Here is a 24,879-nt window from a genome sequence, read left to right as displayed (position 1 = left end):
AGAGGGTGATATCGCGATCGATTCGACACGTGTCCCGACGCAGGATCTTGCCCGTTTTGCACGCGACGTGCAGGGCCCTATAGTGCTCAAAAACTGAGACCACCAAGGAGTGATATGAAGAAGATGGCGCTGCTTTCCGCTGCGGTCTTGTCCGCTGCCGCCTCCCTATCAGCAAGCAATGCATACGCCGATCAGGCCGCGTCCATTGCCGTGGCCACGTGGTTTCTCAATGTGGTGCACGACCACAACGGCAAACAGTTCTGTCCGTCCGCCGCCACCACGATTGGTCAGCTGGCCGATGCCGTAGAGACCTACGCCAAGAAGCATCCCGATCTAGATGACGAGATCACCGACGCGGTGGCCATCCAAGCGCTTGCCCAAACCTATCCCTGCACGGCCGGCCGTGTGGCAGCAAATTCATCGCACGGCCAGGCGACGAACTGAAGCCGTTCGCATTCGATCCAAGGCGGGCACTTTCCATGCGCTGGCCTTTGGCCGAAATTCCGGTAAAGCGGGATCGGGTTCACTTCCCACCGATTCAAGAAGTGAACCTGACTCCGTTCTTTGCGCACAGCTCTGCAACACGTTCGATGGTTTCGAACGTTTCTTCTTTGGCAGCCGCACGTCTTCCTGCCCCCGTTGGTTCAAGGTATCTCCAAGGCACGCCATCGGCGCTAGCCATCAACTAATTGGAGAAACCAACATGTCTCGACTCATCAACAAAGTTGCCCTGGTGACCGGTGCCAGTTCAGGCATTGGCCGAGCCACGGCAAAACTGTTTGCTGCCGAGGGTGCCAACGTTGTGATTGGTGCGCGCCGTCAGTCGGAGCTCGATTCCCTGGTGAAGGAAATTGAGCAGGCCGGCGGCCAGGCCGTTGCGCTGGCGGGCGATGTGCGCTCGGAGGCCTATGCCAAGGCGCTCGTCGACCTGGCGGTGACCCGCTTCGGGCAATTGGATGTCGCCTTCAACAATGCGGGTACGTTGGGTGAAGCAGGCGCGAGCACCGAGGTCAGCGAAGCGGGCTGGAACGAGACGCTGGCGATCAACCTCACGGGCTCCTTCCTCGGGGCAAAACATCAGGTCGCGCAAATGTTGAAGAACGGCGGCGGCTCGGTGATCTTTACGTCCACCTTTGTCGGTCATTCCTTTGCGTTCCCTGGCGTGGCCGCCTACGCGGCCAGCAAGTCGGGTCTCATCGGACTCACGCAGGCGCTGGCCGCGGAGTTTGGCCCCCAAGGCGTTCGCGTGAATGCCGTGCTGCCTGGCGCCGTGGACACGGACATGTATCGGGATATGAACAACACGGCCGAATCCCAGGCTTTTGTCACGAACCTGCATGCGCTCAAGCGTGTTGCCACCCCAGAAGAACTGGCCCGCTCCGTGCTCTATTTCGCCTCGGACGACTCCGCCTTTGTCACCGGCACGGCATCCCTGGTGGATGGCGGCGCGTCGATCACACGCACTTAAGGCGCACTCCCTAGCCTCAAAAGGGACCAGCCTCAAAAGAGGCGGAGGTGGTTATACCCACCTAATGACCTCCGCCCCTTTTGTTCTGAGGCTCAACACGGCAACTCGATGATCTTTAGGGGGGCGTAAAATGGAGCGGAAGGTCACCGGACCAGGAGACACGTATGCGCTATCGACTTGCCGCCGCGGCCCTGGCCATCGCGGCGATCTTCAGCATCAGCCCCAGCGCGAACGCCTTCCAAGTAGGGGCTGGCCGGCGGGTGCGGGTAGATAACTACCGCGTGGAACGCGATGTCCGTCCAGGCAGGAATTGGGTCGTCGGAAGGGCCGTGAACATCAGTGGCCGCCGATTGCGTGATGTGCGTGTTCGATTCCGTGTCTTCGACGCCCGCGGCCGGCAGATCGGCTGGGCATCGGACGGGATCATGGACATGCGGGCCGGACAGAGTTGGCGCTTCCGTGCGTCAGCGGCAGGCAACGTCAGTCGCGCCAAGTTTGCCAGCGCCGACGGCAGGTAACGCATAGGAGAAGACACGCCCTTAAAAGGGATGGAGGTCATCTGGCGGACTTAACCACCCGCGTCCCCTTTGCCTGTCAATCGACGATGAAAAGCTTGGCGCCCGTCGCGGTGGACGATCGGTGGGCCGCGTCGCCGTAGCCGGAAACCTGATAACTCATGCCGGGCGTGAGAACGAAACGACGACCGTCTTTCAGTTCCGTGTGCAGCTCGCCTTCAAGCACGTAGAGCCCATGGCCGCGCTCGCACCAGTGATCGGCGAGATACCCCGCGCTGTAGTCGACCAGACGCACGCGCGTACGGGTGGTCGAAGGTAGTCAGTGTGCACCCACGCTCGGGGCACCCGCTGGCGTCGACGACTCAGCTGCCGCGCGCTTGGGCGTGTCGAGAGGGCACCATGTCTTGAGGCGCCTGCCCGCACGAAAAAGATCTATGCATTCACGCATCTCGGCCTTGAAGGCCAGATCAGGCGTATCCACCGGGCAGCCGTACGGCAGTGGTTTGTCTGCCTTGTACTCGGCGATGCAGCTCGAAAGTGGCGGCACCGCGGTCGGATTCGGATTGTCGGCCAGGGAATGCGGCGGCAAGTTGAGGCGCTCATCGCTATCCATGGGCGAAGCAGGTGGCGGTGGTGCGCTGCATAGCGGGTTGAAAGCCGTACTTTTCTTGGCGGGATCGCAGACGCTCTTGGCCATGTCCTTGATCACATCGCCTATATGGCGCCCCACCGCACCACCGGCAGTCTCGTTCGGTGGCGGGAAATATTTTTCGAAACGGGTGGCCTTGTAGTGCATCCGGTTGCTGTCGTGCTGCATGATCTGACGATCGTCCACAGGCTTGGGCGTTTCGGCGTTGGCGCTTGCTGTTGCCGAGGTCGCCTCCGTCGCGGACGGTAGTCGCACCGAACCATCTTTCGCGAACAAACTTGTGGCGGTCGGCGTGGCCACGGAGGCCGCCGGCGCAGGGGTCGCCGCATGATCCTGCACAACCATGGCGTCACGACGGGACGCCTCGTGCGTGGCTGGGCTAACGCGGGCAGTCAGCACTTGCCGCGAAGGCAACAACCTTTCGGGCGGCGCGGGTGGCTCAGGTGGCTGCGCGGCGCGCGGCTTGCTGGAATGATCGATCAGACGCACGATCAGCGCCTTATCGATATCGACTTTCACCACGGCAGGATGCCGCGGCTTGGGCTGCATCTCGTACCACAGTGACAGCGCGAACAGTACGTGCAGTACCGCCACCAAAGTCAGCGCTAGCGCCAGCGCCCGGCGCGTTAGTGGCGGCTGCCGCCAGCGCCTGCGACCCAAGGTCGCGCGCGTTTCGCTGTCGAGTAATGCCAGGCCGCGCGCACTATCCCCCTCCTGTCGATCACGAACCTGCGCGGAACCCTCCATCACACCCCTAAGTCAAGCCAATTACTCGCACAAACATACGCATGCCATCAGCGCGTGTTGCGACAAGCCTGAGTAGACAGCTTCTTTCATCCAGGGTTCCTCTGATCAAGCAGTCAGAAGAAGCAGAAGTCGGGGATGGCCCAAAGTCATTGCCCCCTTGATTCCCGCTATTTTCTTGTTCCCCCGCTTTTCCCGGCGCCTAATCGACGATGAAAAGCTTGGCGCCCGTCGCGGTGGACGATCGGTGGGCCGCGTCGCCGTAGTCGGAAACCTGATAGCTCATGCCGGGCGTGAGAACGAAACGACGACCGTCTTTCAGTTCCGTGTGCAGCTCGCCTTCAAGCACGTAGAGCACATGGCCGCGGTCGCACCAGTGATCGGCGAGATAGCCCGCGCTGTACTCGACCAGACGCACGCGCATATCGCCCATGGCAAACGTCCGCCAGCGCGCCTCCCCCGTTTCGCCGGGATGTAGGGTGGGCTGCACATGCGACCAGTCAGTGAGTGTGAACGGCAGGGCGGGGATCTTCATCGAGGGGATTTCCTGGGCGCGTATATTCCCAATAACACAACCTGGCACCTTCTTTTCGATAGGCGATCACCATGCCCCTATTCCACACTCGGAAAATCGAAAGCCGCGCCGATTGGCTTGACCCGGACGGCATCAAGATCTACACGATCTCCGCGGCGAACCAGCCGGTGGACAGACAGGCCTATACGGCCCGCCTAAACGTGCTCAAAGGCGAGAAGCGGGTCGCCTGGAGCATCACCCCGGCCTTCGTGATCTGCCATGACGGTGCCAACGCCAGATACCTGATCCTCGCGTGGTGGGGCAACGACAACGAGCTCTTTATTTCCGTTTCCGCAGAGACGGCGTCGGGCTGGGTCGAGGATTCGTCCCGCTACGCTGTCTGCCTGTGGGATCTGGAAGTCATTTGGCACGAACGCAACGTCTTCGTGGACACGATGTACTGTCCAACGCCAAAGTTGGATGCGTATAGGGAAAGGCGAATCACCAGCGACTGACACGTCGGCAAAGGACGTTTTGAAAAACAGTACCGGTCCGGCTTGATGAAGTCAGCCTGGCCAGCAAGGCAACCTGGTGACCGTTCCTGACAAGCCCTTGGACGACGACGGCCCTGTCATATGGACGCATATGCCGCAACGGCATTCCCTGACAGGCGCCGAAGCCAGCCTTTGCTACTTTCGGACTGTCACTCGCGGCGTTCTTTGGTATGGGGCTACGCGAGTGACCATGGCAGCAATGTCATGAGGCGCGGGCCGCAGGTGTTAGAGCACCCACGACCCGCTAACCATCACCAACTAGACGAGAGTTGATCATGGCTGTCCACGATCATACGGCACCCGCACGCCTGTCTTTTCCCTCCTTGGGTGACCCGTTCGCCGCCTCGCCCGCCTCCGGCCCACCGGCGCACCGCCCGCAGGCGCACCCGCCACACGGCACGACCTTCGACGACGTTGCGCTGGCGCATTACGCGCTATCGCGACTGTGGTTTGAGGACGAGCGGTAAGGAAGGGCTAAGGCAATTCACCCCAGCGCCAGGCCCCTGATAGGGCCACTCCCAACGCCTTTCAGGGACGGAGTGGCCATGGCGATCCAGTGCCTTGAGCAGTACGCCACGCAGCTCAGCGACGAGCGAGCGATGAACGGGTAAGCGCGTCCTTATGATCGTTTTCGCGGTGCATCGGCTGGTTGGGCGATGCACCGCACCTTGGTGACGACTTACCTTAAAAAAGGGCTTTGCCCTACACGGATAGCCGCCAGCGCTTATTCGTCGATCAGCCGTGTCCTACGCAGATGCGTCTGCAACCACCAGCATCCTCAACGGAGTTGATCATGGCTCAAACCGATCACCGGCAGAGCGCTCACCCGGCTCCAAAACTGGGGTCAGATTCCACTTTCCTGGCCATCCCATTGGCACCGGAATGATCACTCCGGAAAGTGCACTCTGAACCGGGTTTTTCTCAGCCCTACGACAACCACTAACTATCGACAGCGCGACTATGTGGCCAGCCCTGCGGCTATCCTTGCTTGAAGATCTGCTCCTACGCGCCTGAAGCCCATCAACCGTGCAACAGTTCGAATTAGGTCCGCATCGCCGCCCCCGGCATTGTCGTCGCGGGCAATCTTCAGGGCCGCCCTGATCTCTAACATAGAGATGCTGTCCGCCTTGATTGTTGCCCCGGTTTCCGCAGAGCGATCGCGCACCGGAGGCATATCAGCCTGAGTCTGGGTATACCAAAAGTTCCCATCAGTCAGCAGATCGGTATTCCCGCGTCGGGCGAGTGCAAGCGCCGCGTGGGTGGCTGCCAGAATACGCGAGCCTGCCTTTTCCCTTGCGAAACTTGCCGCAACTCGTCTCGCAACCTCTTCCACATGGATCGGCCCTTCAGCGCTCACGATTTTCTGAACCAGTTCCGCAAGCACAGACACAGGTGCCTCATGTGGTTCGCAAGTGCTTCTCACCGGAACCACTGCCCGCTTATAGGGCGGCATCTGCCGCTCCAAAACTGGGGGCACTTCCATGGCAGTAGCCTCCGGTTTCGCCGATGCAGCAGGTTCAGAACGACCCTGATTGGCTCCTTCGATCCGCAACCCCTGTTCCAAGCTTCCGCGCGCGTCCGATAGCACCGCGCGCAAGCGTTCGATTTCCACGCTTCGGTTGTAAAACCAATCGGTGCTCCAAATGCGGTGGAAGCGCCAGCCAAGGTGTTCGAGTACATCTTGGCGCAGTCGATCCCGCTCCCTCGCCCACAGCGCGCTGTGATAGGTGGCTCCATCGCACTCGACGGCCAGAATGTAAGCCCCTGGCTTGTCTGGGTGCCGTATACCGAGATCTATACGAAATCCTGCCGAGCCGACCTGCGCATCTGCCAGGAAGCCAAAACCTCGGATCACATCGGCGACATCTTCCTCAAAGGGTGAATCTGCATCCGCCCCGGTCGGAGCGCTGTCGTCCAAGCGTCCCGTTCTTGCGAAATCGAGAAAACGCTTAAGAATGCGCGGACCCGCCTGCGTCGTCCGACTAAGGTCAATGTCGCTAGGATCAAAAGACGCGAAGACCTCGCAGCGGATGCGGGCGCGGGTGAACAGTACGTTGAGGCGCCGCTCGCCACCCTCGCTATTGACGGGACCGAATATCATGCTGGTCAGTCTGCCGCCTGCGACGGACGGGCCATAGCCGACGCTGATGAGAATGACGTCGCGCTCGTCCCCCTGCACGTTCTCGATATTCTTGACGAATAGGTCTTCTTTTTGCCCCTCACGCAAAAAATCGTCGACAGTGGCATCGTGCCGCCGCCTCTCCTCGAGCAAGAGGGTGATGAGGTTGCGCTGGGCAAACGAGAAGGTGACGATACCGAGCGATTGTGATGGATTCAGCCGGGCGTGCTCTGCAACGCGATCAACGATGGCATCGCCTTCTTTGCGGTTATCCCGCTTGCCACCTTTGTCATAAACGCCGTCTACCCTTGTGAAACATAGCCCATAGGCCGGGTCCTTCTGTAATGGTGATGGCGGCAGGACAAGATCATCTTCATAAAACTCGTGGTTGGATACCTCAATCAACGACGGATCTCGCGAACGATAGTGCCATTTCAGCATTCGTCTCGGCAGCCCACGTGCCTCGCAGAGAGTAAGGATACTTTCCATGTCGCCTACTTTTGCGGCACCTCCAAGCAGATCAGGGCCGGCATTCTCGTCATCCCCCTCCGCCTCATCTTCGTCATCGGCCATTAGTCGATCGAAGAAAGAGGATGGAGGAAGTTGCTTAGTGTCTCCGACAACCACAATCTGACTGGCGCGCGCGATGGCCCCCAACGCATCCTCAGGGCGAACCTGCGACGCCTCGTCGATTACCAAAAGGTCGAAGGAAATGCTTCCCGGCGGCAGGAATTGCGCCACCGAAATCGGGCTCATCAATAAAACTGGCTTGATCCGCTGAATTGCGGTTCCGGCGTTTTTAAACAATCGGCGTAGTGCCATATGAGCGCGCTTTTTGGCAATCTCGCCGCGAATTACTCCCATTTCGCCCAGGGCGCCTTGCGGCATTTGCCCGAGATGACCAGCAAGGATGCTGGTCACATTGTCCTTAAGGCGCTCTCGCTCCAGTCTGACAAATGTCGCAACCAGATCATGCCGCCGCTCATGGGCAAGCCCGCGCAGGTCCGAGTTTTGGGCAAGCGCTAGTTTCCAAAGGCTTTCCGCGCGGGCATAGCGCAACTCCGCACTCGCACTAGCGCCATTCAGAACACCGAGGCGCATACGTTTTTCCAACTCGGACAAGCCCGCCTCAATCAGCGTCTCTTGCAATCGAGCCTGTTTTGCCCATGACCCATATCGATCGGTTGCTTCGGCCATTTTGCCGAAGCACATACCCATTGCAGCCAAGTCAACCGATGCAAACTGCTCTTCGCCCAGAACAGCGAGGTCCAGATCGAGCAGCTTCACAACCTTTTGAACGGCATTGCTGGCGACCGGCGCTGCTTCCTGAAGTGTCCGCCGCATCGACGCAACCGCACCCGCTTCGCTGGCTAGGTCGACCGCTTTGTGCCATGCCATCTCGACTGAAATTTCTGACAAGCGAGCACACCAGTCAGCAATCGCCAGCAATTTTGCAAAGTCACTCTTGTCATCCCGCCACGCATCGCCTAGAACGCGGCCGCAATAATCTCGGTCGGACTCCCAATTTGTTTTCAGCCCTGCTATCGCCAATAGATGATCTACCCGCTCTACCCTTTGAGAGGCGTTTTTTGGCAAGCCTTCCCGCAATAGCCCTGCCAGCTCGCGCGATGCGCCGCGATAGCCGCTACTCCAGCGCGCAAAGAACGAATGGATACCTGCCGCCAGCCGGCCACGCAATTGCTCAGCGGAACTGGCAAATGCGGACTCCACAAACACAGTGGTGGCTTCGTTGTAGGCCTTGCGCCAGTTGGCTCCGGCCCGCAACGCTTCCTGAAGACGGGGAATATCGGAAGCTCCGAGAACCGCACGGGCAACGTCTGAACCGTCGGCCGGCAGTCCCTCGAGACGCTCCAAGACATCCGCCATGTCCGCGACAGCCTTGAAAGTGTTCGGGCCAGCAGTGCCCAACGCCTTTACGGGGGCGCGCATGGCGGTGGCAAGCGCGGCAACGCTATCCCGCGCAAGGGAAAGCATGGAGGCTAGCCGAGCCAAATCCACTGGCTGAAGGTCAAGATTGCGCGAACCCTCGAAGGGATTCGACGTGCCGCGCTCACCGGCGCCTAACATGGCACCGTAGTCTTCAATGACCGCCAATAATTGGACCTCGGCCTCTCGCGACATGGAACCTAGGCATTCTGCCTCGAGGCTGGGAGGTGGACAGTCATTGCCAATGAACAGCGATTGGCGGCCAAGCACGCTGTACGCAGTCTCCCCGGTATTGCCGATGGGGCGATGCAAAGTTGCCGCCAAACCGTTCAGCCGGTCTCGAGTTTCCCTGAGGGCTAGTGGCGCCCCAGGGACCCCGGGCACCACGTTCGCTTGCGACAAAGTGCGCGCCAGTTCTCCGAGAACGGATTTCTTGTTCGCGCCCCTGGAATGCAGTTCGAGGCATACATCGCCAAGCCCCACCTTGACCAGCCGATCGTGCACAACCGATAGCGCCGCCATCTTTTCGGCAAGGAACAAAACCCGCTTACCCTCCTTGACGGCCGCCGCGACAATATTGGTGATGGTCTGCGACTTACCCGTTCCCGGCGGGCCTTCAACCACTAGATTGCGCCCGGCGCGAACCTCTTCAATGACTTTGGCCTGTGAGGCATCGGCGTCGATAACGTGAAACAGCTTTTCCGGTGGCAGCACGTCATCCAGCCGGTCGCTAAGTTTGAACAGCGGCTCTTCGGGTTCGAAGCGCTCGTAAAGCAACCCTTTGATCAGCCCGTGAGCGGCTAGCGCATCACCCTCCCAGCCGCCGATGTCCAGGTCGCGATACATCAGCAGTTTGCTGAAACTGAAAAAGCCAAGCTGGATAGCGTCGGGGTCGATCTTCCAGCGGTCACGCGCGGATATCACACCCTCAACCAACGAAAAATAGTCGGATGGCTTCCAACCCTCGCCGATTTCGAGTTCAGGGAGATCGATCCCGAAATCGTCCTTCAGCCGTTGCTGAAGCGGGAGATTGGTCAGTGCATCTTCCTCACGGACGCGGATGTCATAAGTCGAAGTGCGAGCGTTGCGGCACAATTCGACCGGGAGCAGAACCAACGGAGCCTCGCGCGGCAGGCTCGACGATTTGTCCTCATACCAAGTCACGAAACCCATCGCGAGGTAGAGGAAGTTGATGCCGGACTCCTCTTCCGCCGTCTGGGCCTCCCGCGCGATCTTCAGCAGCTTTTTCTGGAGTGCATCCGAGCCAAGCCGGGTATCGAGTTGATGATCGGTATAGCGCCCTTCTTCGACACCAGGCTCGTCCGCATTGGCGAGGACGACTTCTCCGCGGCCCTCCTCCTCGTCATGACCCAAGGCTGCGAATCGCATGGTTTTGCCGCTAGAAAATAAGGCGTAAACAATGTCCGATCGCTCGTTGACGATATTCAGCACATTGCCGCGCGTATTGCTGCGATTGACGTGAACAAGGCGATTACGCGTCCCTGTTTCGACCAACCGCTTTCGCGTATCGTCGAACAACTTGATGACCGCCTGCCGGACTAACGGATCCTCGCTGTTTCCTCTCGTAGCAACATCCGCCTCCGAAGTGCCTTCCTCTTCGATGCCGTGCTCTTTAGAGACTGTTTGATTTGACCCGGGCGCACCCTTTTCATCGGCCATAATTCATCACCTCTCCGACATTGGCAGTACCAATCCCAGCGTCATGTGCCTTGGGAAAGGCGCTCTTATTCCCCAATGGGAATGACCGTAACGAGACCGCGCCAGCGCTCTTCCATCAGCACTGCCTCTGCGAACGCGGTGTCGATCATCAGACCGACGCCTTTGTTCGCTTGGAACGCCGATACGGTTTTCATGGCTTCAACGTGGCGATCCTAGATTGCGCTATTTAGGCTGAAACAGCTCTTTTGGACAATCAAGAGTTGGACGTAACGTCGGAGCTGGCGTACGGGCAGCTCGCCGGTAACCCGTCCATTGTCTATCTCAACCCGCGCGACGCAAGGGCGGTCTAATCAACCCATCTCATCCATGCCCGGGAGCCCCTTGCCTCGTGTGAGCCCATGTTTCGTCGAGGCGTTAAGTACGTCCGCTTCGGGAACGTCAGACAGGTCAAAAGGGGCCCGAAACCTCGTATTTCTACCATACCCCCACAGTGGCCTGGTGGCCGTCTATGTCATGCCGATGCGCCGCTAATCCCATTTCCCGCCGGCTCCCCGATAGTGACGCTTTCACAGCCGCTCTTGAAATCGGCATCCAGGCCGCGATGACCTACAGCCGCTCTAAACGGCTAAGCATCTAGTAGACCACGACCCATGTTCATGTTTCTCCTTAACCTTTTGGCCTTCCTTTTCATCGCTGGTCTTGTGCTCGCCCTTTTGGGTGGCATCCTCGAAGCCATCGGCACGCTTTGCGCCGCCTTCATCGCGGGTTTAGCCGAAGTCATCAAAGCCATCGCCATGATCCCCGTACACGTTTTGGCATGGCTCGCCCAGCGCTTCACATGGGCCTACACGCTTCAGCAAGGCATCATTCGCGCCTATCGCTGGACCGCCAAAGCCCTGGCCATTACGGCCAAATGGGCGGCAGCCATCCTGGCCTTTGTCGCGTTGCCTATTTGGTTCATGTGGTATCGCCATTTCATCATGGCGGCCATCCTCATCATCGGCGGCCTCATTCTGTTCATTGAGCGCAAGTACCGCCATGTGAGGCGCAAGGCGTAGCGATCACCGCTAACCTGCGGAACATATCTCCTCCATGGTCGAGGCCCGCTATGGGTTGCGGACCTAAAAACACTACGGAACCGCGCCAATCAATGGGCTACAACGCCGTTCAAGGGCCGCCCCTTTCTTCGCGTAGAAACGTGCCTGACCGCGTGTATATGAATAGATGTGCGCTATCGACCGCGCAGCATCCAGTCTCTGGATTCCCGACATAGGGCCGCGCGAAAACAGTCCACTGGTCATCCATAAGAATCGCATCTAGTCGGCATCCGTCCGCGGAACCATCCTGCGGGTGACAGAACCTTGAAGAGTCCCTTTCGGCCAACGCAACTATGTCCCGCTCGATTGGCGGGTTATGCATTGGAACGACGCTCTTTACGCGAAGCGCTAGCGCCGCCTTATTAAGGACCTCAGCGTGCCTTCGCTCGGCCGTTCGCTCATTGAAGTGGATGGCACCCGCCAAGAGGAGCGCTGCGGCGACATAAATGGAAATCATCTTCCAGTTCATAGTCATCCAAGACCTTGCCTAGAGACCCAGCGTACCGTCCTTCGCCAGCGTCCGCTATGGGTCGGAAGCAGACATCACGATTTACGAGAAAGGACGGCGAAAGCGCCGGATATCCCAGAATGTAATCATCCAGAACACCGCTCCGATGAAGATCCCCAATACCCCAACCTCCAGAAACCCGGCCATCGTACCGAACCAGCCATGGGTCGTAAGGCGACCATCGATCATGACAATCCCACCAGAATCAGCGGAGTAGTCGCCTGGATGATTGGGCGAAAGCAAGAATAGAGTGACGGGCGGCAAAAATCCGATGGCGAACCCGGCGACCAATGATTGGCCCAGGCTCACGTACCGGCTTTTCTGAAGAGCAAGGTAGATGGGAAGCGCAAGCACCGCGCTGAACACCCATGCGACCATGATCATTAGTTCAGCCGTCCTCAAGCTGCTTTGCCAACTGGAGTGCTGAACGACCGCGGCTGCAATGAGGCAAGGAATCACCGGCGCCAAGAAAAAGGCGAGAACCAAACGCACCTGGCTTGTCCTCATTGAGTCATTCCTCGTCTTGTAGGTCCGCTTCGGGTCGAGAGCAGACATCCTAACTTTCGCCCGCAGCAGCATATTCGGCATCAACGGCCACCTGGAGCGCTACCGGTAGCAATCGGTACTGCGACTCCATGGCCGCCCTCTTCTCGGCGAGATCGGTCGCCTTGTCAAAGCCAGCGGCGACTGATCGAATTACAAGGATGGTGCAGATAGCGAATTCCCTTTCGTGGCCTGTTTGCAGGTCGTGAGCCCCCAACTCCACCACTTCATAGGGAAACCAATACTGCCCCTCATTGAACTTGCCACCCTGCTGGTCAATGACAAGGCGCAGGGCCGTCTGGTGCCGATCCTGGTCCTTACCGTAGTCGAGCCCAGCAATAAATGAGAGTTCGCTCTCTGAAATTGACTGCACCAGGTCCATAGAGCCTCTCAAAACTCGATTTCTGAAAATGTCTGCTCAGGGTCGGAAGCGGACATCGCGAAACGCATGCAGTCAGCAATGATAGGCAGCCCTGAGGATGAGTGCGGGCCGCACTCAAACGGCCCGCACGTCATTTCAACACTAGTGGGCGTTGCGCCCGTCAGACGCCAAATCGGTACTCGAGCGTTCCCGACAGCATGTGCGGGCTGTTGGTATTTGTGAGAATGGTCTTGGCCTTGGCGGTGTAGCGGTCGTAGTTGATGCTAAGGCTCAGGTGGCGATTGAAGTTGTAGCCCGCGCCCACACCGGCATACCAATTCACATCGTTGGTTTTGATCTGGTCCGATCCCGACCCAGCCAAACTCTCCGTCAGCTTGGTGCTGGAGAAGAAGATGCCTAGACGTCCGCTTACAAACCAGTGCTGCGCAAAGTTGAACTTACCGTTGCCGCCGACGGTCCAGCCTGAAACGTGCAGCTTCGCTTTGTAGTCGTAGCCATCGATATTGCCGTTGGCTTCGGGCTTGCCCAGATCGACGTAGCCCGTTTCAAGACCCCAAGTGTCATTGTATCGATAGCCAAAGTTCAAGCCGTACGCGGTATCGTTTTTGTTGGTCAGGCCAGCAACGTCGGTATGCGATTGACCGACGCTGCCACTGACAAAGAGATCGCCGTTTCCGCTTGGCACTTCGGCGTGACTGGCGATGGGGGCCGCAATCATTGCGGCAGCCATCGACACATTGAACAGCAGTTTACGCATGACCTACCTCTTCCAAGTTAGTGACATCGGACAACACAAGTCTTCACCAGACTGTCTTGCCCCTTCCTTTGAGCTTTCGCTCCTCTTCTTTCGCGCGAATCGGCAATAACCGAAAGCCGAAAACTTCTCTCGCATACAGGCTGGTGATCTTTGCCCGAAACAGCTTGGCTATTCCGGACCTACCCCAGCCCGCAGCCTGGGTTGTCGAACAATGTTGGCGTTTCACCTGGCATCGATCCAATGGCTGCGCCGCGTGAATGCTCAATGGACTCTCGCGACGCAGCGAAAGGCCGGGCGTGCAGGTCTTGGGAGGGGTTGTGCGCTTGGTGGCCCCGCCTCAACGCGTCAGGGACGACCCTGCTGGATACGCGCGCATACGTGCGCGTCGACCGAAATGACCGCGATGGGTGACTGGCCTGGAGATTGAGCGTGATAACCAGCGGGCGCGTCCGTGCGCGCTGCCGCGAAAGCGGCCGCACTGTTACGTTTCATTGTGTTCCCCCTTGCGCCAAACGCTATCACGACGATTCGCAGACCGTCCAGAAATTGCGGCGAGTTTCTATTGCGACACGCAATAAACGTGACATCTTGCGCCCGAGGCGCATGATTTGGCGCTTTGGCTGATAACTCCATTGGTCACACGGCTGTGGCACAGGTGCGACGCGTGGGTGACAAGACGCGCTGAAGAGACGGGCTTAGTTGCTCCGTCCCCTTTAGCTGCGCCGCGCTTGACTTCGATGCTGCCATCTACCCGCGTCGGTGAGGTCCGCTTTAGGTCGGAAGCGGACCTAAGCCACGCCTTTAGATTCCGTCCTGAATGTCGATCTTTCTGGTCTTTTTGCCCATCGAGACAATCCAGTGTGACCTGACGTTTCTAGGCGTCTGCCTCGCCCACCAAGGGCTCTTCCGGGAAGCCGTCTCGGATAGCGAATTGCTAGACATTCGCGCCCACCTTCAACGACAGCGCGCACTCGGGCATGACACTTTCAGAGCCAAGGTCGAGGCCAAGACCCAACGCTTCGCCGGCATCCACCCTGCCAGCCGCCCATCTCGCCATAAGTGAACCTGACCCCGTTATTGAGCTCGGTGTGGCTGCAAATCCCTCCCGACCCATACGCCTGGACTTCTGGAGGGCGATCATGGGTGTATAACCGGACTACAGGGTCCGTATGTTCAGTAGGTAAGCGCCTTAAGGTGGCTAAGGGCGACGGTGATTACCATGCGGGTTGACGAGATCTGGCGATATCCTGTCAAGACGATGGCCGGAGAGCGATTGCAGCGTGTCCGCATGGGACAGCTGGGCATCGTGGGCGACCGAATCGTGCACGTTGAAAACGCGGCTGGACGTGTAATCACCTCGCGGACTCATTCGCGTTTTCTTGGCCATAAGGGTGTGCTCGGTCCGGATGGGGAACCTCTGGTCGACGGCAGGCGATGGGACTCTCCGGAGGTCGCTGCCGATGTTGCGGACATCGCTGGACCTGGCGCGAGGTTGGTCCGCTACCTGGGTGTAGAACGCTTCGACGTCCTGCCGCTATTGGTGGCGACCGACGGGTCGATCGCTGCCTTCGGTCATGACCGTCGACGCTTGCGGCCTAACATCGTAATTGCGGGCGTTGAAGGGTTGACCGAACGTATCTGGCCCGGCTGCTGCCTGCGGATAGGCAAGGTGCTCATTGGTGTCCAAGATCTGCGCCTCCGCTGCATCATGACGTCGTACGACCCCGACACGCTGATGCAAGACAAAGAGATCACCCGTGATATCTATCGCCGCTTCGAGGGCAAGTTGGCGCTCAACTGTTTCGTGATCGATCCGGGCTGGATCGCGGTAAACGACGAGGTACAACTGGTGCGTGGCCGCGCCTGCATCGAGCCCGCCGACACTGGAGTCTTCGAAGAGTATTCCCGCAGTTAGGTGGCGCTGGCGCCGATACGACGCGGCGCATCGCCACTGCCCCCCCAATTTCCAGACTGTTTTATTTAGCGGAACTGTCGGCTCCGGGTCGATAGCCGACCTTTCAAATTCGCGCGACGCGCGGTCCTACTAACGCCTTCGACTGTACTTCCAGCGGGTTCGGATGACGGTGACCGGCCCTTTCATTTGGCACCTGCCCATGTGATCGGCGACAGTGTCCACTAAGGTGGCAGAAGTGTCTCCCTCGCCGCACAAGAAAGGGCACATCTCCCAGTCGGTGAAAACGGCCATAGCTTCACCCCGGAAGCTTAATTTTATTTGCAGGGAGTCAGCCATCGGAACCCAGTTCAGCGACTTCACGGTTAACCCGTTGAGGTCTTCGAGGTGTGCCAGGTGGCTCCACAATCCAGGCTTAAAGATGCCCCTTAGAGTCTTGAATCCCGGCATGACCTGCCGAATGTGACCACTGCTCTTTTCGTGCTCATCCATTGAAGGCGCTCACAACGTCTCAGTGCTTTGGTCGGACGGGTCTAAGGTCTGCTATGGGTCGGAAGCGGTCATTCCGCGACTATGTGTTGAGCGCTCTTCTGTGCAATGCATCCCCACCCATCGTAGTCGAGACCGAACAGTGTCGCGACACACGCCATGAAACCGGACACAGATAAAGCTAGGTGCTGTTGGACAGGCATCCGAATTACGATGTTGACGCTGTGCTTCCCACCGGACTCTTCGGCAGTCGCAACTCCGTACTGGTTGTCATTGATGAAATTGGCGACAAGTTCCGCCCTTTCTTGTGACGGCGCGCGCATGAGGAAGTCGACATCGCGCGGAACGCTGAAGTCATCCCCTTGGCCATCTAGCGTTCTAAGCAAGTCGGTATCGGACGTAGCCGTTTGCATCAATTCTTCGACTATCGACATCCAAGTTACTCCTTTAGCCTTGCGACGCAGAGGGCATGTAGGCGGTCACTGCCCGGAATCTAGATGTCTGCTACGGGTCGGAAGCAGACCTTACCCAATAGAGGCGTCAACAACATTTGCCTCATCCGGTGTAAGCGATCGCCACTCTTCCGGCTCGATGTCGAAGGCCGCTTCCAGTTCAGACTTTGCGGCTTCAAGGCCATCTAGATAAATGTGGTCGCCCTCTACCTCTTTGTTCTGAAATGCAAAATACCTAATGGCCAAGTGAAGCGACGGGCCAGCTGCGTCGGCCAGCTCGAACAACACCAGACCGTCCAGGGACGGATGCCTAGGCGAACGTATAGGCGCGTAGATATGCCCCATCTTTACCTCGCTGATCACGTCTGTTTTGGGTCGAAAGCGGACCTATCGTTTCTACTCCAACCCGCGGACAACCAGGCGCCCCAACGGCTTCGAAAAAGCGATCACCAACACTCCAAAAACCACATAGCCAGCGTTACCAATGATTGTGTGCGTCGGGTATCGCTGCACCTCGACGCCAAGGGCCATCTTTGCGAAATAGAGGCTCCAGATGAAGGTGAAGAACACCACCCAAGCCGTTCCGGCGAGCCGAAGAACCAGCGTCGCAATCCGTTGATAGCTTGTCATAATTCCCCTAGTCGACGATTTCCCAAGACCCGGCCAAGTATGTCCGCAGTGGGTCGGAAGCGGACCTGAAATCGTTCATCCGTTTACACTATTGAAACAGAATCGGAAGCCCCAATCGCTTGCCACGCTCCGCGAGCGCTTTAAGCCGATCAAGAAGCGGCTCACCGTCAACATCAAAGAAGCACTCGGCAAGATTTTTCGGAACAATCCCGCTGTTGCGCGCGACATCCGTTTGCCACTTTGAATTGAAATCGATGGCAGGAGGCCCCTCGAAAGCGTCATTGATCAGCTCGATCTCTTTGATCAACATCGAGCACTCGGAAGGTGACCACTCACCGTCGCTATCATGGTGACTGTTCAGTGTTGGGCAACGAGATCCAGCCACACCGCCTTCAGCAACCCTGACTACCGAATTACGAAAGAAATTGAAGTCTGCGTAAGAACCAACCTGGATGCCATCGAGTTCGCCATCCCCGTCAAAGATACAAAGATAGAGTCCCATCAGCAGTCCTCTCGAATAACACGCCCGCCACACTTGGCAATCAGCCCCAAAAGAGACTCATCAAAGACACACGCTGACGGCACCCGAAGGACAAGTTGCTTCCGCTTGTCGACCGCAAAGAACGCCAGAAGCCGGATCTGATATGTGGCTCTCAGGAAGCGGACATTTTTGAATAGGTACATCCGATTGAACTGCTCCGCATCAGGCATCGCTCCTCGGGGCACTTGATGACGGGTGAATTGGGTACTCAAAACACTCCCCTCGAATCATTGATGACAGAGCGTCCGCTGTGGGTCGCAAGCGGACCCTCGGTTCAGCTAACAACTTCCACGCGTGCCTCTCGTTCGAAATACGCGACAACCGCCTTGACCTTGAACAGACAAAGCCCGGCGGCTACCACAATCAGTGCGCCGACCAATCCAAGTGCCCAGTTCCCAAAGACTGGATAAGGAATGACTAGGCCGATGGTTGCAAAGCCAAGATAGGCCATGCGCGCCCAAGGCTTCTTTCTGAGAATGGCCACACCAGCCGCCAAACCAAAGATGCCGATGATGGATGCAAAGAACCCGGCTCCGCTGCTCCACCATTCCGCCTGAGAGACGTGACGTCCATTAATAGCGAAGGATTCGTTCGGCACGACGGACACGATAAGAAAAATCACGCACGCCAGCGCGTGACCCGTCATGAATCTAAGCAGTTTTGGCATCGCCCAAAAATTCGCCCACACTTACCCACCCCCTTGCGCCGTCCCTAGCAGTCGAAAATCCGCGCGCCATTTCAACACAAACCGAAATGTCCGCTCCGGGTCGGAAGCGGACCTTAGCGACTCTGCTTCGCAAAGCGCCACTACGACTTCCTGACGTTCGTGTTTTCGCGCCTATCGATTGGCGGTGGCCGCTTTCCCAGCCGAGTGATACAGCGATCGCGCGCTTGGGAGTGGCCAACCGAGTAATCAGCGCCATACCTGATCCAACAGCTTCGATATTGTTGGAATCTTCTATCCGCCCGTTCCGGACGGCCCGGTACACCGGGACCGCGCACTGGCGCGGTCCCGTCTAGCGTTTCTCCAGGTTGCACGAGGCTGCGCCTCGGCGCGATCTGGCCTCGGCGGGATTATTTCCATGGGAAGGGCGATGCGCCGTTCCCTGGAGCTCCGATGACGTACCAGCCCTGGGGGTAAACCCAGAAGGGGCCCGCCCCGGGATTGGGGGCGTTGCCCGTCCAGTACATAAGAGGCGTGGGAAGACCACCGTTTTGCAGCGTCCACTGTGCCTGGTCGGTGTAGTACAGACTGGTCGAGTTAAGGCCGTTGCCGACGATGAGGTACGTGGCCTGCGTGTAGCTCCAGTTGCCCGCGCCGCCCCAAAGAAACGTGGTACTCACAGCGCTCTGGTGGCCGTTCTGGTCGAAGGAGCGATTGAGCAGATACCCCTCACCCGTGGCGCTGCTGGCACTCGAACCCCCACGCGTGCTGATGCCAATGCCGACGCCCTGGTAACCGCCGCCGATTGCCCACGTGGTGTCCGTGCTGACGAAAGAGCTCAGGTTGTAGGACAGGAAGCCAGAGCCCGTGCTGTCCCATACGTATAGGTCGTGTGCAGGGCTCGTCCACATGATGCTGATGCGATTGCTTGGGGTGAAATAGCCAATGGCTATCGGATGATAGCCGCACGCGACATCAATGATCTTGTAGCCCGTGCGCACCCCGCCACGCATGGTCCAGTAGGCGAATTTGCACTCGGAAGGATCCATCCAAAGCAGGTCGTCGTAGCCATCACCATCCACGTCGCCCGCACCCACAAGTTGCCACTGGCTCGGATAGCTGCCGATCTGGGTGGATGTGAAGCCGCCTTGTTTGTTGTTGGTCCAGAGCCACAGGTCGTTCGAAGCGCTCGTCCATACGAGATCGGCGTATCCGTCGCCGTTGAAGTCGCCGATCGCACCCACGACATAACCTGGCGTGACATTCCACAGGCTGCCACCCGTGCGCGTCACGTTGCCGGACTGGACATTGGGAGTGCCAGCGGTAGCGGTCATGGTCCAGTAGCCGAACTGATTGGTCGTCGGATTGAACCACGGTAAATCGGAATACCCGTCGCCGTTGAAATCTCCCGGAATGCGAGTGTTGCCCGGGATGGGCGTGGAAGCCTGGAGTACCGGCAGAGAATTGAAGTCCACACTCGGTACATCCGCATTTGCGGTCGTGGCGAGCAAACCCAGCGCCAAGGACAACAAGGTCGTCTTCATTCGTCCCCCTCAGGACGTGCAAGGGACGGCCGTGCGCGGGATGCGCACAGACAGCGAAAGCCTTATTCCCCCTAGCAGAATGCTGCCATGCGCATTGTTTGCTGGCAAATGGCAGTCGTTGGCCCGGCGCCATCTTCCTTCAACAGGGACCGGGCGAGGCAGCTTAGGTCCGCTACGGGTCGAAAGCGGGCGGTTCAGCGCAATCAAAATTCCTGACTAGTCCCACTTCATGTCGCTAAGCTTCGCCGCCTGGCCCATCTTGCCAGCGTAACCCTTGCACGCAGCAAGGTCCCGCTTTCGCAGCACGTCTCCTACCGACCGCCAACGAGCGAGAGCCTCACCGATCGCGGGATTTGCCTTGCCCAAGTCTTCGATTTCCCTCAGCTCAGATAAGCTGAGGGCCGAAATATCTTTCTTGCGCTGCGTATACGCGTTGAGAAAACCTACGTAGAGCCCAAGTGGAAGAATGAGCGCCTCGCGGTAACTCTGGCGGTGTTGAATGTCGTTGTAGCCAAGGTACGCAAGGATCAGCGCAACACCTAGCGACGCTGCAAACACGACCATCCGCAAAACCTGATGGCGTTCTTCGCGCTCTACCTCTGCCCTCGCGAGAGGCACGTGTGGAAATGCCGCAGTTCCCCTGTCCATGCCCCCTCCAGGCTAGGTCGGTACACCATGGCAGCCGACGGCTGCGCCCCTAATTATGTCTGCTTCGGGTCGGAAGCGGACATAAACGCTTGCCTGAATCCCGATGCAAGTGCCCACTATTTGCTACTGACAGCGTTGCTCTTGGGCGGGATATAACGGCAGCAATTGCGCAATTCCTGCTCGGCGAATGCTTGCCCAACGACGTTAGCGTACGAACCCGCTTGGAAGTAGCCTCCGCCAACGGAGCCAAAGCTCCCGCTTATCTTCAGGTACGTCGCCCCTCCTGACTTCGCATCAACCTGTAAGGTCAGGCTCGGCCAACCTGTGTCCCAGGACCAGTGCACAGTAACTTTGTGTGGGCCCGCAGGTACACGGACGACCGTATACGCACCCTCGGGTGGATCAAATACATCGCTTTCGTCTACCGAAATCGTCGGGGTTCTCAACTTCGGATAGGCGCCGAGCCTGTATATGTAGAGATTCGACGACCCGTCTGTTGCCTCCGCTACGGGTTGATAGGCGGGAGCGTTCAAGGGGACAGTGGCGCATGCTGATAGCAGTGCCATGAAACAGACCAACGACAACTGTCGAATCCTCACCGTGTTTTCCTTGATGTATGTGGCCACTGTGTTTGTCAAACCTTCGGTCAAAAATCATCTGCGCCCGGGCACACCGAGTGTCTTCCTTGGGTCGGAAGCGGACGCTCCTGACGGCTGCCATTCCGCTCGTTTAGCGCTTCGCGTCTTCAGTATTGCCAAGCGCAATGAAGGTGAAAATCGCGATGACGGCTGCCGATCCGAGCGTCACTCTGGAAGCAAAGAGGGCAACCAGGAAACTAAAGTGAACTCCCAGCACCAAGCATTTGACCAGGACAGTGACCATCGCGATCGTCGTGACGACCGCATAGAAGATGAAGCCGCCTAGCAAAGCCTTCAGGACTCTCTTCACCAATCCCCCCCCTTCGTCTGTGATCAGAAAAGCGTCCGCTTCGGGTCGGAAGCAGACCTTTCTAGTATGCCGACGCCCTCGCCGCCGACAAGCATAGTTGCTTCCCCATAGCAGGCAGATTGTCGAAGTCCGCCATTCGGCCTAAGAAGGCAACAACGACGCGTGTTTGTGCGCGATCTGACACCAAGCTTCGAGGCGTCCGTCCCACCCGGAAGCACCAAACAGCTTGAACGTCAGCCACTCGTCACCGGCCGATGAGGCAGGCTCGGCACCAACGTCAATTGCCGGTCCTGCTTCACTCAGCGGAAGCCTTAAGGCCATTGATGTCATGCCCGCGGCGAAGGCGAATATCGTTCCATTGGTGTAAGCCACGACGTACCCGAAGCGCTCTCGATCTGAGCAGTAAAGTTGCGTGTTCGGCAGCAGACGAACCGCGTGAACAAGCGGCAAAGCAATGTCCGAATGGGCCGATTTCCCATCCAGATACAACAGCACTAGCTCGTTCTCACGTCGGACCAATTCGCGGGGAAGTTTCGTCAACATTGGACAATCCTTGGATGACTTGGCCCTACGCATGTCTGCTCTGGGTCGGAAGCGGACCTTAACTCAACCACTCTGCCATCTATCAGCGCGTTACGGATTCAGCCACACCACTCGCTGCTCAAGACCCGGGTTGCTCAATGGCAGCGTTGGTTGGCGCCTTCTCGTCAGGAGGCGGTTTGGACACTTTCATAAACCGTACCCCAGGAAACATTTTCTTCGCTGCGGCATGAAGCTTGTCGGATGTAGACAGCAAGCTTTCGGCCGTCGACGTGATGTGGAAATAGACCTGATTCGTGGCCGTCTCTAATGCCCCAAACATCCGCTCTCCAAATGCAGCCTTGACCTCATCAGACGAGACCATCCGACCATTGAGGTTATGTTGCTCGATCAAGGGTTGGATCTCCTGGACCATCATTTCGCACCGGGCGGCTACCACTTCGCGCGCGCAATCGAAGCGGCCTTGTTCGATCGTAAGATCCATGAGGAGCTGTGCGTGTCCCTGGTACGCCAGGAAGACCAGGTCCTCTGTGGCAAGACGCACGTCAAAGCTATCGCCCAGCCCTGTAGCGGGTAGGTTGAGCATTCGTTCCCCCGCGCCAACAAATTGCGCGAGCACGCCTCGCTCATACGCATAGAGATGATTGAATTGAGCCCCGATGGTCAAAAGTGTTCGGTTGACCGCATCGATTTGCCGTCGCTGCTCTGCACGGCGATCCTTGAGCTCCTGGAATCGGAAAGCCAGAAAGGCCCCCAAGAAAGTACCAATCAGCGGAAATAGCCAGCCGACGACGTCTTTACTGTCGATGTGCCCGTGCAGGGCTGCCAGGAGAATCCCTGCGAAAAGAAGCACAATGAGACAGAGATAGCCAAGCCATGGGCCTTCTATTGCCAGCCAGGACTTGGCCTTCTCCCACCTTGAGACTTTTGCGTCCATCTTTACCCTTCCCCTAGAGAGGCCATTGACTCTGCCTGCCGCACAGACACGAATCAATCCCATCCTCTCGCCACAGATAATGTCGGCTATGGGTCGGAAGCGGACACATTTGTGATACGCCATCCGACCAAGGTTCACCTAGTGCTTCGTGGTTCCAAAGACCGCGTTCACGTCAAAGGTCCCGTTTTCGCCGTAAGTCAGTTCGCCGCCTTTCTCTAGAAAAGCGTCAAGCAAACTCTTCGCTAGCGATATAGCCAAACAGAGTGCTTGGAGTGAGCTGCCGCCATGGATGTCCCTAAGATTTGGGTAGAGCGGATGAAGCTTGACGGGACATGCCCACTCATCTTCGTCGCCCTGCCACGAATAGGGAGCGCCGATCTCTATGCGAATTTCGAATAGGTCGCCGTTGGGAAAGCGCCCGAAAATCACCTCTTTGGCTATCGTCTCCATGGTCCCCTCACAGCACATTCCCTTGATCAGTCGGAGTCTGCCACATGAAGAGCTACGTCCGCTTCGGGTCGATAGCGGACGCTTTAGTTGCGCGCTTCGTCTAAGCGTTGTTCTAGGTCCTCGCAGGCTACGCGACGCCCGCCTAGCCGAACGTCTAGACCATCCCGCCAGATCTGCAAAACCACTTCAGGCCGGTCGCCCGGATACTTCCGCAGCCGCAAGTCCAGAGAATCGTCAGTGACAGCGACGGACATGAGGTCCCAGTGCTTGCCTGTCAGGTCGAAGAGGGAACGACCAGTTGAGATATCAACGCATTTCGGTGCGTACACCCAGTGGCCCATCCGCATCTCGTGTGCGTCGGTGGACAGCTGGACAGTGCCATCCCAAAAGGTTTCTAAAAGGTCCATAGTTCGCCCGCGCCCCTTTGATATCGAGTTAGAACTGTGCGCTCCGGGTCGGAAGCGGACAGTTTGCCTATCGGCTACTTGCCAAATATGAGGCCGGTTACATCGCGCCAACCCGGAGCCGAGGCTGGTAACAGTTCGCCACCGAGAAATTCAATAAGAACCAGCGTAGCCTGCACGGCCGTGAACCACTCATCCCCTTGAAGCACTACCGTCCCCGCTCCGAAGGCTAGCTTTGTTCCGTCTGGAAAGACGGGATGAGGTTGACACTGGTGAGCCCGATAGTGCTTTCCTGTAGTGGCGTCACGCACTTCTATTGCACAAGTCTGGCTGCCGCCTGCCACTTGAATGTAGCTGCCGCCGTCGGATGACAGGATCGCAAAGGAGTGCGGCCCAGAACTGCGAAGCGCCCCCAACGCCCGGGCGATGTCCACGCCACTGGCATCCTGGACGGTCAGTTTCCCCTCTACGTCAAGGCGCACTTGGTCCCCCTAAAGCCTCTAAAAGTGTTCCTTCGCTAACGTCCGCCGTGGGTCGGAAGCGGACCTTTTCAGTGGAGCTACGGCGCTCAACGCAACTCCTTTGGCTTAATTTCTGGATGTGCCGTATAGATGGGATTCATGACTTCCAGAAGCATGTCTCCCATCACTCTGCCGATCGCCTTTCGATACGCGACAAATTCCTCGTTGCTGCAATTGTTCTGCACCTCAGCGACCGACTCATCAAGCTTCTTCCCAAACTCAAGCATCAAGTCACTTACCCACTTTGCCACGGTTGCGTCTTTGATCATTGATGGGGTCCCCAGTTGAAAGTGATCCGAATTCGCCTCAACCCCGACTCTACGAATGCCTGCAAGTAGGTCCGGTCAGGGTCGGAAGCGGACGTTTTTATGTCACTTGCCTGGGCCACGATTCGAAGTGAAATAGGCTAATCCAGCCGTAGCAACGCCAATGCCTATCGCACCACGGGACACCGACTTAAGCGCCGCGACGAAACTAACCATGCCGTATGGAACACCCGATGCCATGCACTTTAGGAAAACGATGATCATCACTAAGACGATCATCGTTGCGTAGATAACCAATCCCAAGATCATGGATTTAGCGATTCTTGGCGCCAGTTTGTCGCCCATCCTCTCTCCTGATTAGCGCCATCACAATGACCGCTCCGGGCGGCGGCCTCAACCGGTCGATGCAACACACTAACGACTGCGCAAGCAGCAGGAGTGTTGCATCGACCGGTT

The 24,879-nt window shown here is 57.9% G+C and carries 29 protein-coding genes; 9 read left to right on the top strand and 20 right to left on the bottom strand.

The genetic code is table 11. The annotated features are described in order from the left end of the window. The first annotated feature begins 114 nt into the window (after nt 1–114). The 3 genes from OUZ30_RS14890 to OUZ30_RS14880 all read left to right on the top strand — a co-directional run bounded on the left by OUZ30_RS14890 (nt 115) and on the right by OUZ30_RS14880 (nt 1,986). A complete protein-coding gene (locus OUZ30_RS14890) occupies nt 115–444 on the top strand; it encodes a Rap1a/Tai family immunity protein (RefSeq protein WP_266183221.1) in 330 nt (109 codons plus the stop codon). Beyond that, nucleotides 404–1,468 carry an SDR family oxidoreductase gene (locus OUZ30_RS14885; protein WP_266183220.1) on the top strand — a complete coding sequence of 355 codons (1,065 nt, stop codon included), beginning with the start codon at nt 404–406 and terminating at the stop codon, nt 1,466–1,468. Before OUZ30_RS14890 ends, OUZ30_RS14885 begins: the two co-directional genes overlap by 41 nt. Before the next feature lie 164 nt (nt 1,469–1,632). Beyond that, nucleotides 1,633–1,986: an FxLYD domain-containing protein gene (locus OUZ30_RS14880; RefSeq protein ID WP_266183219.1), complete on the top strand. Its 354-nt coding sequence runs from the start codon at nt 1,633–1,635 to the stop codon at nt 1,984–1,986. A gap of 76 nt (nt 1,987–2,062) precedes the next feature. Here the strand turns inward: OUZ30_RS14880 and OUZ30_RS14875 are convergent, their stop codons facing one another. The 3 genes from OUZ30_RS14875 to OUZ30_RS14865 all read right to left on the bottom strand — a co-directional run bounded on the left by OUZ30_RS14875 (nt 2,063) and on the right by OUZ30_RS14865 (nt 3,911). Beyond that, nucleotides 2,063–2,278, bottom strand: coding sequence for a DHCW motif cupin fold protein (locus OUZ30_RS14875; protein ID WP_266183218.1), 216 nt, complete (start codon nt 2,276–2,278; stop codon nt 2,063–2,065). Nucleotides 2,279–2,302: 24 nt separating this feature from the next. Then, nucleotides 2,303–3,379: a hypothetical protein gene (locus OUZ30_RS14870; RefSeq protein WP_266183217.1), complete on the bottom strand. Its 1,077-nt coding sequence runs from the start codon at nt 3,377–3,379 to the stop codon at nt 2,303–2,305. 199 nt (nt 3,380–3,578) lie between these two features. Beyond that, nucleotides 3,579–3,911, bottom strand: a complete 333-nt coding sequence (locus OUZ30_RS14865) for a DHCW motif cupin fold protein (RefSeq protein WP_266183216.1) — start codon at nt 3,909–3,911, stop codon at nt 3,579–3,581. Nucleotides 3,912–3,982: 71 nt separating this feature from the next. Between OUZ30_RS14865 and OUZ30_RS14860 the strand changes: the two genes are divergently transcribed. Continuing rightward, nucleotides 3,983–4,405: a hypothetical protein gene (locus tag OUZ30_RS14860; protein ID WP_266183215.1), complete on the top strand. Its 423-nt coding sequence runs from the start codon at nt 3,983–3,985 to the stop codon at nt 4,403–4,405. Between the two features lie 314 nt (nt 4,406–4,719). Further along, complete coding sequence (locus tag OUZ30_RS14855; protein WP_266183214.1) at nt 4,720–4,911, top strand: hypothetical protein; 192 nt, start codon at nt 4,720–4,722, stop codon at nt 4,909–4,911. Nucleotides 4,912–5,402: 491 nt separating this feature from the next. On the opposite strand, the gene OUZ30_RS14850 is transcribed toward OUZ30_RS14855, so the two are convergent. Both OUZ30_RS14850 and OUZ30_RS14845 read right to left on the bottom strand, forming a co-directional pair. Then, the gene (locus OUZ30_RS14850) at nt 5,403–10,190 is read right to left on the bottom strand and encodes a DUF3320 domain-containing protein (RefSeq protein ID WP_266183213.1); all 4,788 of its coding nucleotides are present in this window, start codon (nt 10,188–10,190) and stop codon (nt 5,403–5,405) included. A 65-nt stretch (nt 10,191–10,255) separates the two neighbouring features. After that, nucleotides 10,256–10,384 (bottom strand): hypothetical protein, encoded by a 129-nt coding sequence (locus OUZ30_RS14845; protein WP_266183212.1) that lies wholly within the window; start codon nt 10,382–10,384, stop codon nt 10,256–10,258. Nucleotides 10,385–10,840: 456 nt separating this feature from the next. Here OUZ30_RS14845 and OUZ30_RS14840 point away from each other — a divergent pair, with 456 nt between their 5' ends. Beyond that, nucleotides 10,841–11,248, top strand: coding sequence for a hypothetical protein (locus tag OUZ30_RS14840; RefSeq protein WP_266183211.1), 408 nt, complete (start codon nt 10,841–10,843; stop codon nt 11,246–11,248). 589 nt (nt 11,249–11,837) lie between these two features. On the opposite strand, the gene OUZ30_RS14835 is transcribed toward OUZ30_RS14840, so the two are convergent. From OUZ30_RS14835 to OUZ30_RS14825, 3 genes are all read right to left on the bottom strand, one after another. Next, nucleotides 11,838–12,350 (bottom strand): hypothetical protein, encoded by a 513-nt coding sequence (locus OUZ30_RS14835; RefSeq protein ID WP_266183210.1) that lies wholly within the window; start codon nt 12,348–12,350, stop codon nt 11,838–11,840. Between the two features lies 1 nt (nt 12,351). Next, nucleotides 12,352–12,720 (bottom strand): hypothetical protein, encoded by a 369-nt coding sequence (locus OUZ30_RS14830; protein WP_266183209.1) that lies wholly within the window; start codon nt 12,718–12,720, stop codon nt 12,352–12,354. Between the two features lie 160 nt (nt 12,721–12,880). Further along, complete coding sequence (locus OUZ30_RS14825; protein WP_266183208.1) at nt 12,881–13,477, bottom strand: outer membrane protein; 597 nt, start codon at nt 13,475–13,477, stop codon at nt 12,881–12,883. Between the two features lie 817 nt (nt 13,478–14,294). On the opposite strand from OUZ30_RS14825, the gene OUZ30_RS14820 reads away from it, so the two are divergent. After that, nucleotides 14,295–14,540: a hypothetical protein gene (locus OUZ30_RS14820; protein WP_266183207.1), complete on the top strand. Its 246-nt coding sequence runs from the start codon at nt 14,295–14,297 to the stop codon at nt 14,538–14,540. 156 nt (nt 14,541–14,696) lie between these two features. Next, on the top strand, nt 14,697–15,392 hold the full coding sequence (locus tag OUZ30_RS14815; RefSeq protein WP_266183206.1) for an MOSC domain-containing protein: 696 nt from the start codon (nt 14,697–14,699) through the stop codon (nt 15,390–15,392). Between the two features lie 557 nt (nt 15,393–15,949). On the opposite strand, the gene OUZ30_RS14810 is transcribed toward OUZ30_RS14815, so the two are convergent. From OUZ30_RS14810 to OUZ30_RS14780, 7 genes are all read right to left on the bottom strand, one after another. Continuing rightward, a complete protein-coding gene (locus OUZ30_RS14810; protein WP_266183205.1) occupies nt 15,950–16,312 on the bottom strand; it encodes a ribonuclease E inhibitor RraB in 363 nt (120 codons plus the stop codon). Nucleotides 16,313–16,402: 90 nt separating this feature from the next. Beyond that, a complete protein-coding gene (locus OUZ30_RS14805; protein ID WP_266183204.1) occupies nt 16,403–16,618 on the bottom strand; it encodes a hypothetical protein in 216 nt (71 codons plus the stop codon). Nucleotides 16,619–16,726: 108 nt separating this feature from the next. Continuing rightward, complete coding sequence (locus OUZ30_RS14800; protein WP_266183203.1) at nt 16,727–16,960, bottom strand: hypothetical protein; 234 nt, start codon at nt 16,958–16,960, stop codon at nt 16,727–16,729. An 88-nt stretch (nt 16,961–17,048) separates the two neighbouring features. Next, nucleotides 17,049–17,462, bottom strand: coding sequence for an Imm70 family immunity protein (locus tag OUZ30_RS14795; RefSeq protein ID WP_266183202.1), 414 nt, complete (start codon nt 17,460–17,462; stop codon nt 17,049–17,051). A gap of 313 nt (nt 17,463–17,775) precedes the next feature. After that, nucleotides 17,776–18,168 (bottom strand): hypothetical protein, encoded by a 393-nt coding sequence (locus tag OUZ30_RS14790; RefSeq protein WP_266183201.1) that lies wholly within the window; start codon nt 18,166–18,168, stop codon nt 17,776–17,778. A gap of 407 nt (nt 18,169–18,575) precedes the next feature. Continuing rightward, complete coding sequence (locus OUZ30_RS14785; protein ID WP_266183200.1) at nt 18,576–19,709, bottom strand: FG-GAP repeat domain-containing protein; 1,134 nt, start codon at nt 19,707–19,709, stop codon at nt 18,576–18,578. A 216-nt stretch (nt 19,710–19,925) separates the two neighbouring features. After that, nucleotides 19,926–20,357, bottom strand: a complete 432-nt coding sequence (locus tag OUZ30_RS14780; RefSeq protein WP_266183199.1) for a hypothetical protein — start codon at nt 20,355–20,357, stop codon at nt 19,926–19,928. A 564-nt stretch (nt 20,358–20,921) separates the two neighbouring features. Between OUZ30_RS14780 and OUZ30_RS14775 the strand changes: the two genes are divergently transcribed. After that, a complete protein-coding gene (locus OUZ30_RS14775; protein WP_266183198.1) occupies nt 20,922–21,281 on the top strand; it encodes a hypothetical protein in 360 nt (119 codons plus the stop codon). A gap of 165 nt (nt 21,282–21,446) precedes the next feature. Here the strand turns inward: OUZ30_RS14775 and OUZ30_RS14770 are convergent, their stop codons facing one another. From OUZ30_RS14770 to OUZ30_RS14750, 5 genes are all read right to left on the bottom strand, one after another. After that, nucleotides 21,447–21,848, bottom strand: coding sequence for a hypothetical protein (locus tag OUZ30_RS14770; protein WP_266183197.1), 402 nt, complete (start codon nt 21,846–21,848; stop codon nt 21,447–21,449). Between the two features lie 118 nt (nt 21,849–21,966). Then, complete coding sequence (locus tag OUZ30_RS14765) at nt 21,967–22,782, bottom strand: hypothetical protein (protein ID WP_266183196.1); 816 nt, start codon at nt 22,780–22,782, stop codon at nt 21,967–21,969. 138 nt (nt 22,783–22,920) lie between these two features. Further along, nucleotides 22,921–23,232 (bottom strand): hypothetical protein, encoded by a 312-nt coding sequence (locus OUZ30_RS14760; protein ID WP_266183195.1) that lies wholly within the window; start codon nt 23,230–23,232, stop codon nt 22,921–22,923. Between the two features lie 972 nt (nt 23,233–24,204). Further along, a complete protein-coding gene (locus tag OUZ30_RS14755; RefSeq protein WP_266183194.1) occupies nt 24,205–24,426 on the bottom strand; it encodes a hypothetical protein in 222 nt (73 codons plus the stop codon). A 102-nt stretch (nt 24,427–24,528) separates the two neighbouring features. Continuing rightward, the gene (locus tag OUZ30_RS14750; RefSeq protein ID WP_266183193.1) at nt 24,529–24,768 is read right to left on the bottom strand and encodes a hypothetical protein; all 240 of its coding nucleotides are present in this window, start codon (nt 24,766–24,768) and stop codon (nt 24,529–24,531) included. Nucleotides 24,769–24,879 lie beyond the last annotated feature (111 nt).

This window comes from Dyella humicola, assembly GCF_026283945.1.
In the GTDB taxonomy this organism is placed as follows: domain Bacteria; phylum Pseudomonadota; class Gammaproteobacteria; order Xanthomonadales; family Rhodanobacteraceae; genus Dyella; species Dyella humicola.
This window is presented reverse-complemented; position numbering and strand designations above follow the sequence as displayed.

Excerpts from the sequence above, each read along its gene's own strand:
- OUZ30_RS14890 (WP_266183221.1), top strand. The coding sequence starts at position 115 with ATGAAGAAGATGGCGCTGCTTTCCGCTGCGGTCTTGTCCGCTGCCGCC.
- OUZ30_RS14880 (WP_266183219.1), top strand. The coding sequence starts at position 1,633 with ATGCGCTATCGACTTGCCGCCGCGGCCCTGGCCATCGCGGCGATCTTC.
- OUZ30_RS14870 (WP_266183217.1), bottom strand. The coding sequence starts at position 3,379 with ATGGAGGGTTCCGCGCAGGTTCGTGATCGACAGGAGGGGGATAGTGCG.
- OUZ30_RS14865 (WP_266183216.1), bottom strand. The coding sequence starts at position 3,911 with ATGAAGATCCCCGCCCTGCCGTTCACACTCACTGACTGGTCGCATGTG.
- OUZ30_RS14860 (WP_266183215.1), top strand. The coding sequence starts at position 3,983 with ATGCCCCTATTCCACACTCGGAAAATCGAAAGCCGCGCCGATTGGCTT.
- OUZ30_RS14855 (WP_266183214.1), top strand. The coding sequence starts at position 4,720 with ATGGCTGTCCACGATCATACGGCACCCGCACGCCTGTCTTTTCCCTCC.
- OUZ30_RS14850 (WP_266183213.1), bottom strand. The coding sequence starts at position 10,190 with ATGGCCGATGAAAAGGGTGCGCCCGGGTCAAATCAAACAGTCTCTAAA.
- OUZ30_RS14845 (WP_266183212.1), bottom strand. The coding sequence starts at position 10,384 with ATGAAAACCGTATCGGCGTTCCAAGCGAACAAAGGCGTCGGTCTGATG.
- OUZ30_RS14840 (WP_266183211.1), top strand. The coding sequence starts at position 10,841 with ATGTTCATGTTTCTCCTTAACCTTTTGGCCTTCCTTTTCATCGCTGGT.
- OUZ30_RS14835 (WP_266183210.1), bottom strand. The coding sequence starts at position 12,350 with ATGTCTGCTCTCGACCCGAAGCGGACCTACAAGACGAGGAATGACTCA.
- OUZ30_RS14830 (WP_266183209.1), bottom strand. The coding sequence starts at position 12,720 with ATGGACCTGGTGCAGTCAATTTCAGAGAGCGAACTCTCATTTATTGCT.
- OUZ30_RS14825 (WP_266183208.1), bottom strand. The coding sequence starts at position 13,477 with ATGCGTAAACTGCTGTTCAATGTGTCGATGGCTGCCGCAATGATTGCG.
- OUZ30_RS14820 (WP_266183207.1), top strand. The coding sequence starts at position 14,295 with ATGTCGATCTTTCTGGTCTTTTTGCCCATCGAGACAATCCAGTGTGAC.
- OUZ30_RS14815 (WP_266183206.1), top strand. The coding sequence starts at position 14,697 with ATGCGGGTTGACGAGATCTGGCGATATCCTGTCAAGACGATGGCCGGA.
- OUZ30_RS14810 (WP_266183205.1), bottom strand. The coding sequence starts at position 16,312 with ATGTCGATAGTCGAAGAATTGATGCAAACGGCTACGTCCGATACCGAC.
- OUZ30_RS14800 (WP_266183203.1), bottom strand. The coding sequence starts at position 16,960 with ATGACAAGCTATCAACGGATTGCGACGCTGGTTCTTCGGCTCGCCGGA.
- OUZ30_RS14795 (WP_266183202.1), bottom strand. The coding sequence starts at position 17,462 with ATGGGACTCTATCTTTGTATCTTTGACGGGGATGGCGAACTCGATGGC.
- OUZ30_RS14790 (WP_266183201.1), bottom strand. The coding sequence starts at position 18,168 with ATGCCAAAACTGCTTAGATTCATGACGGGTCACGCGCTGGCGTGCGTG.
- OUZ30_RS14785 (WP_266183200.1), bottom strand. The coding sequence starts at position 19,709 with ATGAAGACGACCTTGTTGTCCTTGGCGCTGGGTTTGCTCGCCACGACC.
- OUZ30_RS14780 (WP_266183199.1), bottom strand. The coding sequence starts at position 20,357 with ATGGACAGGGGAACTGCGGCATTTCCACACGTGCCTCTCGCGAGGGCA.
- OUZ30_RS14775 (WP_266183198.1), top strand. The coding sequence starts at position 20,922 with ATGAAACAGACCAACGACAACTGTCGAATCCTCACCGTGTTTTCCTTG.
- OUZ30_RS14770 (WP_266183197.1), bottom strand. The coding sequence starts at position 21,848 with ATGTTGACGAAACTTCCCCGCGAATTGGTCCGACGTGAGAACGAGCTA.
- OUZ30_RS14765 (WP_266183196.1), bottom strand. The coding sequence starts at position 22,782 with ATGGACGCAAAAGTCTCAAGGTGGGAGAAGGCCAAGTCCTGGCTGGCA.
- OUZ30_RS14760 (WP_266183195.1), bottom strand. The coding sequence starts at position 23,232 with ATGGAGACGATAGCCAAAGAGGTGATTTTCGGGCGCTTTCCCAACGGC.
- OUZ30_RS14755 (WP_266183194.1), bottom strand. The coding sequence starts at position 24,426 with ATGATCAAAGACGCAACCGTGGCAAAGTGGGTAAGTGACTTGATGCTT.
- OUZ30_RS14750 (WP_266183193.1), bottom strand. The coding sequence starts at position 24,768 with ATGGGCGACAAACTGGCGCCAAGAATCGCTAAATCCATGATCTTGGGA.